Source organism: Sporosarcina quadrami (assembly GCF_014836615.1).
Taxonomy (GTDB): Bacteria; Bacillota; Bacilli; order Bacillales_A; family Planococcaceae; genus Sporosarcina; species Sporosarcina quadrami.
The window spans coordinates 134114-146989 of the sequence record NZ_JACSQN010000009.1 but is presented as its reverse complement, the minus strand read 5'-3'; the positions used below and the strand labels follow the sequence as shown (position 1 = coordinate 146989).

Here is a 12876-nt window from a genome sequence, read left to right as displayed (position 1 = left end):
AGAAATTCCCGCGAGCAGCATCCTTTATTTCCCTTTGAACGACGGCTTCCGCTTTTCCGCAAATGCCTCAAGCGCCTCAAGACGGTCTTCTGTCGGAATCGTCATTTCATACGCTTTGCGTTCTATCGCAAGCCCCGTCTGCAAATCCGTATTCATACCGTGTTTAATTGCAAACTTCGCCTGTTGCAACGCAATCGGACCATTAGACAACAATGCTTCGATGAACTGGTCAACAACTTTTGGCAACTCGTCAAGTGACGCAACATTCGTCAGCATGCCATACTCAAGCGCCGTCGCCGCATCCAATCTGCGTGCAGTCAATATAAGTTCCAACGCTCTTGTTTCCCCTATAAGACGTGGCAATCGCTGCGTGCCACCTGCGCCAGGAATAATCGCAAGTCCCGTTTCCGTCAAGCCCATTACTGCAGTATCGACCGCAAAGCGGAAATCACACGCAAGCGCAAGCTCCATACCGCCACCGAAAGCATATCCGTTCAGCACAGCAATCGTCGGTTGGGGCAAGTTTTCAATCATCGTAAACACTTCGCCGATTTTATAAATATTCCGTTTCACCCGAGCTTCAGACAGCGTCTTCCGTTCCTTCAAATCAGCCCCGACACTAAATGCCCGGTTTCCTGCACCAGTAAAAATGACGACTCGCACATCAGGATTAATGCGAATCGATTCGACCACTTGTCCAAGTTCCGCCAACATATCATAATTGAACGCATTCATCGCGTCCGGTCTGTTCAATGTGACGAAGGCGACATGCCCTTTTTGTTCCAACTTCACTACTTCCATTCATGAAACCCCCAATTTTAAATTGTCTTACTGTCAACATATCATTTTTACCGAATTGCCGCTATGAAAAACCTATCCTATTTAAACTATGGAATCAGAAAACGAAACAGTGTAAATAGTAATAGTCAGATGAGACTATTTTTGATATACTCTAAAAAATGAGGTGAGAACTTGGAAATGAATGTTTTCGTAGGCAGACAACCTATTTTGGACAGACAAGGGAGCATATATGGATATGAATTGCTCTATCGGAACAGTGAAATCAATCGATTTCCAAAAATAGATTCAGAGAGTGCAACACTGCAGTTAATCGTCAATTCATTTCTTTCAATTGGCATTGACAAAGTATCAGGGCGAGCAATGTCATTTATAAATTTCTCGGGCGAACTGCTTGCAAAAGACATCTTTTCAAGATTAAACCCAAAGCAAGTGATTGTAGAAATATTAGAAGACGTCGAGATTACACCGATTCTCATATCAAGAATCCGTGAAATCAAACAAAAAGGATTTCTACTTGCTCTTGACGACTTCATTCTCCAGGAACAATATCTTACATATGATGAGCTTTTCAAACTCGTTGACTTTGTAAAAGTGGATTATATTCAATCAGATGAGATTGAAAGAAGACGGATCGAGACATTCATTAAAGAATATCCGCACATTCGCATGGTAGCAGAGAAAATCGAGACGGAAGATCAATACGAAGAAGCGAAAAAAATTGGGTACGATTTATTCCAAGGATACTTCTTTGCGAAACCCGAAATCATTAAAGGCGTTGATTTGAGCCCAGACCTCAATCACCATCTGTTAATTATTAATAAACTAAATGAAGACAACGTAGATATTAATGAAATTGCAGATCTCGTTCTCCGAGATATATCGCTGACCTATAAACTGTTGCGCGTCATTAACACAATGAATTTCGGAGTCCCAAAAAAAGTGACATCCGTCAAACAGGCAATCATTCTCATTGGTACATTGGAATTGAAAAAGTGGCTCAGAGTCTTAATGCTCCACTCGTTCGGAAATAACTCCAAATCAGGAAGAGTGAAAGCACTCGTTTCGTTTTCTCTCATCCGTGCACGTTTATGCGAACTCGTCGCTAAACGTACGGGGAAAGAGAACAGTGATGAATACTTTTTTATCGGTATGTTCTCCCTAATCGACGCCATTATGAAACGAAGCTGGGACGATATTTTACCACTTATTCCTTTTTCAGATGAAGTTGCCGACACTTTAAAAGGTGGAAAGACAGACATGTCCCCATATCTCGAACTGGCTATCGCCGTGGAACGGTTCGATTGGCAAAAAATTCGTAAAATCGGCAAAAGGCTTGGCGTTTCAGAAGCCGAACTGAGCGCTTTTTCATACGAAGCAGTCGTCTGGTCTCAGAAACTGGACTAAGAAGAGATAAAATTGCTAATTTGCGATCCACCCATTAATCATTCCAATTCATCCACATTTTTAGTAGAATGAACAAAGGAGTTGATTAACGAGTGAAAATTGCAATCGTTACAGATAGTACGGCCTATTTGCCGATAGATATCGTGCAAGACTTATCCATCCACGTCATCCCTTTGTCGGTGACTATCGATGGACAAGCATATGAAGAAGAAGTCGACCTAACGTCAGCACAGTTTTATGATAAAGTGCGCGGTGACGGTCCGCTGCCAAAGACATCACAACCACCAATCGGCAACTTTGTTAAAGTGTTTGAAACGCTTAAGGGAGATGGATATGATTCTGTAATTTCCATCCATCTGTCAAGCGGTATAAGCGGTACATATGCAGGCGCAATTCAAGCGGGAGAACTGGTCGATGGCATCGATGTGCATGCATTCGATTCGGAGATTTCTTGTTATATGCAAGGTTTCTACGTCATCCGTGCAGCTGAAATGGCGAAAGAAGGCGATACCGTTGAAGAGATACTGGTTGAACTAGATAACATGAAAGATACGATGCGTGCTTATTTCATGGTAGATGATTTAACGCATTTGCAACGTGGCGGCAGGTTATCAAGCGCACAGGCGCTTATCGGCGGATTGCTGCAAGTGAAGCCGATTTTGCATTTTAACGATAAAGTGATTGTGCCGTTTGAGAAGATCCGTACGCGTAAGAAAGCGATGAAGCGAATTGCGGATCTGCTTGCGGTAGATGCAGAGAAGATGCCGCTTGAAGTAGCGATTATCCATGCGAACCAGCCGGAAGAAGCGGCAGCGTGGAAAGCGGAGTTGGCGGCGCGTCTACCTGAGGTGAAGTTCACGATTAGTCATTTTGGTCCTGTTATTGGTACTCATCTTGGTGAGGGATCGATGGGGCTTGGATGGGTGCAAAGGAAAGATTAGACTAGAAATACTAATATTACGATGATTTGCGTTCCGGGCGGACGCTTTCCTGGGGGCGTGCGTTGAGCCTCCTCGGTCGCTTCGCTCCTCTGCGGGGTCTCAACTGCACGCTTATCCCCTAGGAGTCGCCGCCCTGCACTACAATCATCTAGTACTCTATTAGAAATAAAGACTGAAAACATTTAATCCCTATTTTGTCAAAACCATTTAGCGCGACCTGTATTTCATCCTACATGAATCCACCCACAGCAACAGCACATCTACGAAAAGTCCATAACTGTCCACAAAAGTCCATGCTCGTCTACAAAAGCTCATAAATCCGACAAAAAGCTCATATCACACTATAAAAGCTCATAATTTCCCCAAAAAAGCTCATATCTGCTTGTAAAACCTCATAAATCGAAATAAAAGCTCATAAAAAATCAAATCGGAGGATGAAGATGCCTAAATCAATCAATCCAGCAATAAGAGATTTCCTCGACGGCCGTATTTGGCTACGTCTGCACACGCCATTCACAATAGAAGACATTAATCAGCAAATCGAAGCAGGCCACATAGAAATCATTCAAGGCATCGAATCGAAATTGGTATTCATGAACCGGAAAAGCTATACTTGCAACCGCTGTGAAAATACGGACCAATCAAAGTTCACCATTTTCAACTGTGCCAAATGCGAAGCATCATGTGCATACTGCAGGAACTGCATTAAGATGGGACGTGTCGCGTCTTGTACTGAACTTATCGTATGGAAAGGCGAACAACCGATTTATCCTACATCACACACCCTCGCATGGGAAGGTACGCTTACACCTCGACAGCAACAAGCATCTGATGACCTCACACGAAGCCAGGAAATAAATCGCTCCCATCTCATTTATGCAGTTTGCGGATCTGGCAAAACTGAAATTCTGTTCCCGCCCATCTTTCATCTACTCAAACAAGGCAAGCGCGTTTGTATTGCTGCACCGCGCGTTGATGTCATTCTTGAACTTGAACCGAGACTACGTGTTGCATTTCCACAAACAGAAATCGAATCGTTATATGGCGGCGCGAAACCAACGATGAAAGCCTCTCAGCTAGTACTCGCGACAACCCACCAACTATATCGTTTTCAACATGCATTCGACGCAATCTTCGTCGATGAGGCGGATGCCTTTCCATATAAAGCGGATGAAACATTGCAAAAAGCAGTCCGTAAAGCGGTCAAGCCTACTAAGCCCATTCACTTCGTTACAGCTACGCCTTCTGATAAGCTGCTTGTTGAAGCGAAATCGACAGGCGGCATATCGATCATCAATCGTCGCTATCATGGACACGATTTGCCAACTCCCGCCTATATTTCACTCTGGAAATACGAGCATCACATTCAAAAAGGAAGACTTCCAAAGAAACTCACAGATTGGACGAATGAAAGAATTAAGAAAAGCGAGCCGTTCCTCATCTTCTTCCATCATATCGGTTTCATGGAAAAAGCCGAGCCGCTGTTTCAACTGATCCATCCAGGCATCCATTCCGTTCATGCCGCTCATCCAGACCGAAAAACGTACGTCCAAGCATTACGTGATAAAGCAATTCCAGGTTTACTTACGACAACTATTCTCGAACGGGGAATTACAATTCAAAATGTTCAAGTCGCAGTCATAGGTGCAGAACAGCGCATATTCGATAAGGCGGCACTTATACAAATCGGCGGGCGAGTCGGTCGCTCTTCAGCCTTTCCGACAGGTGATTTCACGTTGTTCCATAACGGCATTACATACGCGATGGATGAAGCGAAAAGCGAAATCCTGAAACTCAATAAGGGAGGAGGGACTAACCCAGATGAATTGCCTTTTATGTGAACAGCCAAAACAATCCAGTCCAAGTTGGCAATCGTTAATCGCCATCGAAAAGTCAACTTTAATTTGTGAGGACTGTTCAAATCAATTCAAACGTGTCGACATAATAGAAGTAGGGGACAACATCGATTCAATTACCTCCATCTTCACGTACAACGAAGCGATGCGCAATTATCTTCATCAATACAAGTTCTTGCAAGATATCGCGTTGGCAGGAGTTTTTTCGAATGAACTTAAGCAAGCACTTTCAAAAAAGAAAGCGATTATCGTACCGATTCCAATGCATCCGACTAAGAAGATTGAACGCACTTTCGCACAAGTAGATGAGCTATTAAAGGCTGCAGATGTATCCTTTGAAGATTTGCTCATTAAGACAAACCAAGAAGTAATGGGAGAAAAGACGAGAGAAGAGCGGCTGTCCATGAGCCGATTATTCCAAATTAAACCTCAAGTAGAAATCGAAAGTACAACATACATACTTGTCGATGACATCTATACAACAGGTACAACAATGCAACACGCCGCGCTGACATTGAAGGAAGCGGGCGCTAAAACAGTCCACGCAGTCACGTTAATACGTGCAGCATCGGAGCAATGACAAGGAGGAATACACCATGGCAGAACTGAAAGATTGCCCAAGCTGCGGAGCCTTTTTCAACTATACAGGCATCCGCGATGTATGTGCGAATTGCGCACAAAGCGAAGAAAAATTGTATGAAGAAGTATATCGTTTCCTTAGAAGGAGAGAAAATCGTGCCGCAACAATCGAACGGATTGTCGAAGCAACGGGCGCGACCGAAACGATGCTCCATAAATGGGTGCGTAAAGGCCGATTGCAACCTGCACTATTCCCGAATCTCGGCTATCCATGTGACAACTGTGGAAAACTTACGGCAAAAGGCAAGCTGTGCGAAGGCTGTACAAATGAATTAAACACTGAGCTTCGTCAATTTGAAGCAGCGCAAGAATTCCGGGAAGCGGTCAATAAAAGAGAGACGGGTACGTACTTAGCCGATAAACGAAAATAAACATCTATTCGAAAACGGACTGATCATTCGGTCCGTTTTCTTCATAAGATAGTTGACGTTTACAACACCCTGACAAAGGAAATACTGATGAAGGACTATTCATTACAAAACGCATAAATCAGCTTTTCGTACGAAAGACCCTAAACGTTGTCACAATTCAACCGAAATAGAAGATAAGAGGCAAACATCAAACCGAAAGGAGCGAGCAACATGAAAATTAACAAAATCAATATTCCACCCGTCAATCCATACCGTGCAAACCAGGTGAAGGCGGAGCAACTGAAAGAACAGGCAAAAATGAAAACAGACAAACTTGAAATCAGTTCTGAGGCGAAACAGCTATCCGAAGTGTCACCGCTTACAATCCAGCGCAATGAGAAAGTACAACAATTAAAAGCGCAAATTGAATCGGGCACATACGAAGTCGATTCAGAAAAACTCGCTTCCAACCTGATTAACTACTTCCGTAAATAAACCAAGAAGAAAGCAGGGGTACTCTATGTCTATCGAAACAATCCTAGCCATACTCGACAATCTCGAAAAACTGCATAAGAGCCTGCTCAGAATCGCAAATGAAAAAACGGCACTCATCAAGACCGGTGATATCGCAGGCATTGATCAACTCCTGAAAGACGAACAAGCGCATCTCGCAGCCATCGTCCAAATGGATCAAGATCGGCAAAAAGCAGTCATCGCCTACATGAAAGGACAAGGACGTCCTGTACCGATGAACCCGACAATCTCCAACCTAATTGAGATCACACCCGAACCGGACAACAAGCAACTCGTGGAGGCGAAGGACCGTCTCCTGCATGCGATTCAAGAATTGAAATGGCAAAACGACCTGAACCAAAAAATGACCTACCAATCCCTTCAATTCGTGAATCTGTCGCTGGACATGGTCCGCCCACGTCCGGAATCGGCCACATACACAAAAACTGAAATCACCGGCAAAAAAGAGACGAAGGACATACCAACCTTCGACTCCCAAGCCTAAGGAGGAACACACACCATGCGCTCCACATTTATGGGACTTGAAACAAGTAAACGCGGAATCTACACACAGCAATCCGCCTTATATACGACAGGACACAACATCAGTAACGCTAACACACTAGGCTACTCCCGCCAACGAGTCAACATGCAGGCAACTTCAGGATTCCCAGGTGTAGGACTCAACACACCGACAATGCCTGGTTTCCTTGGAACAGGTGTTGAAGCAGGATCGATTCAGCGGATTCGTGATGGGTTTGTGGATCACCAATTCAGAAGTGAATCGAACAAGCTTGGTTACTGGGAATCCCAGACAAAAGCGATCGGGCAATTGGAAGACGTTCTCGCTGAACCTTCGGCATACGGATTACAAGGTGCACTCAGCCAGTTCTGGCAGTCATTAGAAGGATTGGCTTCCAATCCGGAAAACGGAGGTGCTCGCGCAGTCGTCGTGGAACGAGGGAAATCAGTCGCTGATTCATTCAATTATATTTATAATTCCTTAAAAGAAATTCAAGGTAACCTGAAAAACGAAATTGATGTCGGTGCCAAACAAATCAACTCAGTCCTCAAACAAATTGGAGATCTGAACAAACAAATCGGCGAAGTCGAACCGAACGGCTACATGCCGAACGACTTGTATGATGAACGTGATCGTTTATTGGATGAACTAGCTGAGTATTTCCCAATCAAGGTCACATATGACGAGTCCGGTGGGAATGCGCTGAAGATTGCACAGGGGATTGCGACAGTGCAGATCCAGATGGACGGGGAATTTGTTACTGTCGTTAAAGGAAAAGAATTTGCTGAAATGAAAGGTTTTTATGAGGGTACCGGTGATACACCCCCATTCAGCAATGTGAAATTTGGTAAGTTGGATAAAGACGGAAACCTCACTGTTCAATATGATAAAGATATGAATGTTGTGCCTAATAGTGCAACTGATGCAGAGAAAGAAGCCGCTACTTATTCACATAGTCAGCTATTGGATGCTGGCCGTTTTAAGTCGTTAATCAACTCTTACGGTACAGACGATGGTAAAGGGTTGTACCCTGAAAACTTAAAAAAACTTGACCAAATGGCACAAGAGTTTGCGAAAGCGTTTAACGCTGCACATCAAGGCGATCCGACTGGTAATCCTCCTGTCTATGCTACGGACCTAAATGGAGATCCTGGAGAAGCATTCTTTGTTTCGAAAACAGGTGACCCTATAACTGCACAAAATATTTCTATCAACCAAACTATAGCGGATGACCCCAATAAAGTTGCTGCATCTGATTCGGAAGGTAAAGAAGTTGGGAATGGTAAAAACGCTCAAAAGCTTGGTGAAATACAATTCATACCATTGGATGGTTTAGGCAATAAAAGTGTCCAAGGATATTATTCAGGTGATATCATCGGTACCCTGGGCGTCAAAGGTCAACAAGCCATCAACATGACAAAGAACTCAGCAACCCTATTAGGTGCAGTCTCAAACCGTCGCGATTCAATCAGCTCCGTCTCATTAGACGAAGAGATGACAGACATGATTCGTTTCCAACAAGCATACAACGCATCTGCACGGATGATTACAGTAATGGACGAAACCCTAGACAAAATTATAAACGGCATGGGTGTCGTCGGCAGATAATAAGGAGGACGAACAGCAATGCGCGTAACACAGTCTATGTTATCAAATAATATGCTTCGAAATTTATCAAATAGCTTCAATAATATGGGCAAACTTCAAGAGCAAGTCAATACAGGCAAAAAAGTAAATCGTCCATCCGACGATCCCGTCACCGTCATGAAAAGTCTTGGCTATGGCATGACTGTTGATAAAGTTGGTCAATTCCAAAAGAATCTTGGCGAAGTTAATAACTGGCTGGATAGCTCAGACGATGCGCTTGATGGTGTAGGTTCAGTCTTGCACCGCGCTCAGGAACTCGTCCGAAGTGCAGCCAATACTGGAGCTATGACGCCGCAGGATCGTGAGAAAATCAAAGTGGAACTGAAAGAAATGCAAGAACAGCTACGCGACTTGGCTAACACTAAAGTCGGCGATAAATATATTTTTAGTGGAACTTCAACTGATAAAGCTCTCTACGATAAAACGTTGGATGATGACGGAAATGTGAAAGGCTACCCAGTGTTAACTCCTCCTGATAAGACTAGTTTTGAAAAAGATGTTCAAATACAAGTCTTTGATGGAGTCAATCTTCAAGTAAACTCAGATGTAGCAAAGATGTTCAAAGATATGGACAAACTATTTGAAGATATCAAGACCAATACCGATGATAGCTATGACTTCGGTGCGGCTATTGGAAAATTCGACGAGCACTTTGAAACTATGCTCTCCAAACGAGCAGAAATAGGCGCCAGATCTAACCGCGCCGAACTAATGAAAGACCGTCTCGAAATGCAAGAAGGCGCAGCAAAGAAACAGCGTTCAGAAAACGAAGACGTCGATCTAGAAGTCGCAATCACCAATCTAATCACAGCTGAAACAGTCCATCGCGCAGCCCTATCAGTAGGCGCAAGAATCATCCAACCATCACTAGTAGACTTCCTTAGATAATAGACATACCCAGGGTGCCTGGTATGGACACCATTCACATGAACTTCGCGAATTGTGGCTATACCTGGCACCCGTTTTTGAAAGGAGAATTCCATGAACATACCCAAACTCCAAATCCAAACAACACCCGCTAAGCTAGCACTACAAATCGACAAACCCAACCAACAAATCGAACAACCAAAAGCAGACCAACAAATCGAACAACCAGCTGCAATTCTTGAAATATCGACAATGAGACCGCAACTCTCGCTCGACACTACAGAAAACCGTGCTGATCTAGATTTAAAAAGTATTATTCGCCGCAACAAGGAAAACGCACAGTATGGCATACAACAAGTTTCTGAAGGTACCGCCCGACGAGCGTCAGAAGGACAGCAACTCATGAAAATCGAAAACGGTGCCTCTATCGCAGACATTGCCAAACAAAACACCGGCCGTCCACAAACGGAACTAGGCATCCGTTTCGTAGGGGATCGAACTAAAATACAAATGAGCTTCTCGCAAGGCTCCCTCAACATAAATGTCACACCTCAAAAACCTGTTCACAACGTCCAAATCAACAAACCAATCCACAACTACACACAAGGCAAAGTAACAGGCGTATTAGAAAAATACAATTCTATTGAAATAGATTGGAAAGCCTAGTCCAGTTCAGGGTGCCTGGTATGGACACAATTCGCATAACCTTTGCGAATTGTGGCTGTACCAGGCACCCGTTTTTTTACGGAAAACTTCATTTAATGCTATGCTAGGCACATGAAAAATTACTAATAAGGAGTGTTACCAACATGCAAATCCAAACAAAATTCCATGGCACTATAGAAATCGAACCATCGGAAAGCTGGCACTTTCCCAAAGGGCTACCCGGTTTCGAAGACGAAACTGAATTCACGCTACTACCAATCGAAGGCAATAACGCTTTCCAAGTTCTTCAGTCAACGAAACAACCAATCACTGCATTCATTGTCGCGAATCCATATACAATAATAGAAGACTACTCATTCGAAATCGATGAACCGACAATCGATTTGTTAGAGATCACTAAACCCGAAGACATCATGGCACTAGGAATTCTATCGATGAAACAACCATTCGAACAATCGACAATCAACTTACAGGCACCACTGATCTTCCAACTTCATAACCGAAAAGCGAAACAAATGATCCTTAACGACAACCGTTTCGAGGTCAGACATCCAATCAGCAAAGGAGGAAACTGACATGCTCGTCCTATCTCGAAAAACGAATGAAACTATAAAAATTGGAGATAACATCGAACTACGTATACTAGAAGTAAAAGGTGACACAGCTCGAATCGGCATCGAAGCTCCAAAATCGATTGACATACTTAGAGGTGAGCTTGTTCAGTCAATATCAGAAACAAATATCGAAGCAATGACAGTAGATATGGACCTATTCACAAAGCTTACGAAAAAAGAGTAGAAAATAATAAAAAACTTTTATAAAATACTAAACACTCAATAGGCTTGTCCGATATTAGTATTGTAAGCGGCAGAGAGAGTTCGGCCGGCTCTGGTCACCGCTCAAAATAAGGGTCACATGGACGTGAACCCAACAAACACTCAAGGAGGAAAATAACATGATTATCAATCACAATATTGCAGCACTTAACACGCACCGTCAATTAGGTTCAAATAATGCACAAGCTTCTAAGAACTTGGAGAAACTATCTTCAGGACTTCAAATTAACCGTGCAGGAGATGACGCAGCAGGGCTAGCAATCTCTGAGAAAATGCGTGGCCAGATTCGTGGTCTTGATATGGCGGCTAAAAACTCTCAAGATGGAATTTCTTTAATTCAGACAGCTGAAGGTGCATTGAACGAAACCCATGATATTCTTCAACGTATGCGTGAATTGGCAACTCAAGCAGCTAACGATACAAATACATCTTCAGACCGTGGTGAAATTCAAAAAGAAATTAACTCATTAACTTCTGAGATAAATAGAATTGGCAATACCACAGAATTTAATACTCAGAAATTACTCAATGGTGACAAAGCTGCAGAATATACATCGAATTCTGAAATGGTAGTTGATTTTACAGGAGTTACTGGAGGTTCGCTTTCAGTAATGGGTGAAACAGTTGCATGGGGCACAGATCTTGCAACTTCAATCACGGCTTTAGAAACAGCTATTAATGGTAATACAGAATTAGCGGCAAAATACGATGTAACAAAAACTGCAACTTCAATTACTATTACAACTAAAGAATTTGGATCTTCCGAAGGAATGACAGCTAATATGTCAGTCGCTACCGGTGGTACTCCTGCTGGTGCAACAATTACTGAAGGTAATTTTGATGACACTAAAGCATTGAACTTCCAAATAGGGGCTAATGAAAATCAAGGTATGAAGCTTGATATTTCTGACATGCGTTCTAAAGCACTTGGAATTTCAACGGATGGTGTTGGTGGCGCATTAGGCGTTACTAACGGTACAAATAGTACTGTTACAGAGCAAGCGCTTGATGTTTCAACTCATACTGATGCTGCATCGGCAGTAACAAAAATTCAAGCTGCGATTGATCAAGTATCAGGAGAGCGTTCAAAACTAGGTGCTACACAAAACCGTCTAGAACACACAATCAACAACCTCGGAACTTCTTCCGAAAACCTAACAGCTGCGGAATCACGTATCCGCGACGTGGATTATGTTTTATCAGCTGCATAAGCAACTGAGACAAACACAGTCGTCCTGACTGGTAACGGTCAGAGAGTACGACCGGGTGAATTGCTGGAAACCCCTGAAACTGTTCTTGCTACAACGTAACTGGAAACGGTAAGCGTGAATGCTCGAAAAAAGAACAGATTGGGCAATCAGCAGCCAAGCTCCTGTCTCGAAAGAGTGGAGAAGGTTCAACGACTAGGATAGACCATCTAAAGCGCAAGCAATGATGATGAAATCCGTAGGAAACGCAAGTGTGAGTATCTTGCCGATCCGAAGTGCCCGGCCCCTACCCAGTGTGGAGGGTGAAGATATAGTCTAGTCATTAGTGAAAGCTAATGTTCGCACGATGGCGAAAGAGATGATGGACTTCACGAAGAACAACATCTTAACTCAAGCAGCACAAGCAATGCTAGCTCAAGCAAATCAGCAGCCACAGGGCGTACTACAACTTCTACGTTAATATGGTTAATTAATCGCGATCCGAGAAATCGGATCGTTTTTTATTTTTGAAATTATTAGCATTTAACAAATGACAGATTAAGTTTAGAAGTAAACATTAATAGCTGGGTATTAATGTTTATCAAGTCATATTTATAAAATATTTTAATTTTAATTTAAGAAACAT

General features: G+C 43.1%; 15 protein-coding genes. 14 read left to right on the top strand and 1 reads right to left on the bottom strand.

From position 1 onward, the window contains the following. Positions 1-24: 24 nt before the first annotated feature. Entirely contained in the window at positions 25-801 is a 777-nt protein-coding gene (locus H9649_RS11400) for an enoyl-CoA hydratase-related protein (RefSeq protein ID WP_191695013.1), read from the bottom strand. Between the two features lie 177 nt (positions 802-978). Between H9649_RS11400 and H9649_RS11395 the strand changes: the two genes are divergently transcribed. From H9649_RS11395 to H9649_RS11330, 14 genes are all read left to right on the top strand, one after another. After that, positions 979-2205: an EAL and HDOD domain-containing protein gene (locus H9649_RS11395; protein ID WP_225229837.1), complete on the top strand. Its 1227-nt coding sequence runs from the start codon at positions 979-981 to the stop codon at positions 2203-2205. A gap of 92 nt (positions 2206-2297) precedes the next feature. Continuing rightward, positions 2298-3146: a DegV family protein gene (locus H9649_RS11390; RefSeq protein ID WP_191695011.1), complete on the top strand. Its 849-nt coding sequence runs from the start codon at positions 2298-2300 to the stop codon at positions 3144-3146. Positions 3147-3586: 440 nt separating this feature from the next. Continuing rightward, positions 3587-4987, top strand: a complete 1401-nt coding sequence (locus H9649_RS11385) for a DEAD/DEAH box helicase (RefSeq protein WP_225229828.1) — start codon at positions 3587-3589, stop codon at positions 4985-4987. Then, positions 4968-5582 (top strand): ComF family protein, encoded by a 615-nt coding sequence (locus H9649_RS11380; protein ID WP_191695009.1) that lies wholly within the window; start codon positions 4968-4970, stop codon positions 5580-5582. The genes H9649_RS11385 and H9649_RS11380 overlap by 20 nt, the downstream gene beginning before the upstream one ends. A gap of 16 nt (positions 5583-5598) precedes the next feature. Further along, positions 5599-6012 (top strand): TIGR03826 family flagellar region protein, encoded by a 414-nt coding sequence (locus H9649_RS11375; protein WP_191695008.1) that lies wholly within the window; start codon positions 5599-5601, stop codon positions 6010-6012. Positions 6013-6222: 210 nt separating this feature from the next. Further along, positions 6223-6486, top strand: coding sequence for a flagellar biosynthesis anti-sigma factor FlgM (gene flgM / locus H9649_RS11370; RefSeq protein WP_191695007.1), 264 nt, complete (start codon positions 6223-6225; stop codon positions 6484-6486). A 25-nt stretch (positions 6487-6511) separates the two neighbouring features. Next, entirely contained in the window at positions 6512-7009 is a 498-nt protein-coding gene (locus tag H9649_RS11365) for a flagellar protein FlgN (protein WP_191695006.1), read from the top strand. Between the two features lie 15 nt (positions 7010-7024). Next, a complete protein-coding gene (flgK, locus tag H9649_RS11360) occupies positions 7025-8635 on the top strand; it encodes a flagellar hook-associated protein FlgK (RefSeq protein ID WP_191695005.1) in 1611 nt (536 codons plus the stop codon). 18 nt (positions 8636-8653) lie between these two features. Next, positions 8654-9562, top strand: coding sequence for a flagellar hook-associated protein FlgL (gene flgL, locus H9649_RS11355; protein ID WP_191695004.1), 909 nt, complete (start codon positions 8654-8656; stop codon positions 9560-9562). A gap of 93 nt (positions 9563-9655) precedes the next feature. After that, positions 9656-10207, top strand: coding sequence for a DUF6470 family protein (locus H9649_RS11350; protein ID WP_191695003.1), 552 nt, complete (start codon positions 9656-9658; stop codon positions 10205-10207). A 143-nt stretch (positions 10208-10350) separates the two neighbouring features. Continuing rightward, a complete protein-coding gene (fliW, locus tag H9649_RS11345) occupies positions 10351-10782 on the top strand; it encodes a flagellar assembly protein FliW (RefSeq protein ID WP_191695002.1) in 432 nt (143 codons plus the stop codon). Position 10783: 1 nt separating this feature from the next. Beyond that, positions 10784-11005: a carbon storage regulator CsrA gene (gene csrA / locus H9649_RS11340; RefSeq protein WP_191695001.1), complete on the top strand. Its 222-nt coding sequence runs from the start codon at positions 10784-10786 to the stop codon at positions 11003-11005. A 157-nt stretch (positions 11006-11162) separates the two neighbouring features. Next, positions 11163-12254, top strand: a complete 1092-nt coding sequence (locus H9649_RS11335) for a flagellin N-terminal helical domain-containing protein (protein WP_191695000.1) — start codon at positions 11163-11165, stop codon at positions 12252-12254. Positions 12255-12597: 343 nt separating this feature from the next. Further along, positions 12598-12711, top strand: coding sequence for a flagellin (locus H9649_RS11330; protein ID WP_404828741.1), 114 nt, complete (start codon positions 12598-12600; stop codon positions 12709-12711). The last annotated feature ends 165 nt before the right edge of the window (positions 12712-12876 follow it).

Coding starts and splice junctions, on each gene's coding strand:
- H9649_RS11400 (WP_191695013.1), bottom strand. CDS start 801: ATGGAAGTAGTGAAGTTGGAACAAAAAGGGCATGTCGCCTTCGTCACA.
- H9649_RS11395 (WP_225229837.1), top strand. CDS start 979: ATGAATGTTTTCGTAGGCAGACAACCTATTTTGGACAGACAAGGGAGC.
- H9649_RS11385 (WP_225229828.1), top strand. CDS start 3,587: ATGCCTAAATCAATCAATCCAGCAATAAGAGATTTCCTCGACGGCCGT.
- H9649_RS11380 (WP_191695009.1), top strand. CDS start 4,968: ATGAATTGCCTTTTATGTGAACAGCCAAAACAATCCAGTCCAAGTTGG.
- H9649_RS11375 (WP_191695008.1), top strand. CDS start 5,599: ATGGCAGAACTGAAAGATTGCCCAAGCTGCGGAGCCTTTTTCAACTAT.
- flgM (WP_191695007.1), top strand. CDS start 6,223: ATGAAAATTAACAAAATCAATATTCCACCCGTCAATCCATACCGTGCA.
- H9649_RS11365 (WP_191695006.1), top strand. CDS start 6,512: ATGTCTATCGAAACAATCCTAGCCATACTCGACAATCTCGAAAAACTG.
- flgK (WP_191695005.1), top strand. CDS start 7,025: ATGCGCTCCACATTTATGGGACTTGAAACAAGTAAACGCGGAATCTAC.
- flgL (WP_191695004.1), top strand. CDS start 8,654: ATGCGCGTAACACAGTCTATGTTATCAAATAATATGCTTCGAAATTTA.
- H9649_RS11350 (WP_191695003.1), top strand. CDS start 9,656: ATGAACATACCCAAACTCCAAATCCAAACAACACCCGCTAAGCTAGCA.
- fliW (WP_191695002.1), top strand. CDS start 10,351: ATGCAAATCCAAACAAAATTCCATGGCACTATAGAAATCGAACCATCG.
- csrA (WP_191695001.1), top strand. CDS start 10,784: ATGCTCGTCCTATCTCGAAAAACGAATGAAACTATAAAAATTGGAGAT.
- H9649_RS11335 (WP_191695000.1), top strand. CDS start 11,163: ATGATTATCAATCACAATATTGCAGCACTTAACACGCACCGTCAATTA.
- H9649_RS11330 (WP_404828741.1), top strand. CDS start 12,598: ATGGCGAAAGAGATGATGGACTTCACGAAGAACAACATCTTAACTCAA.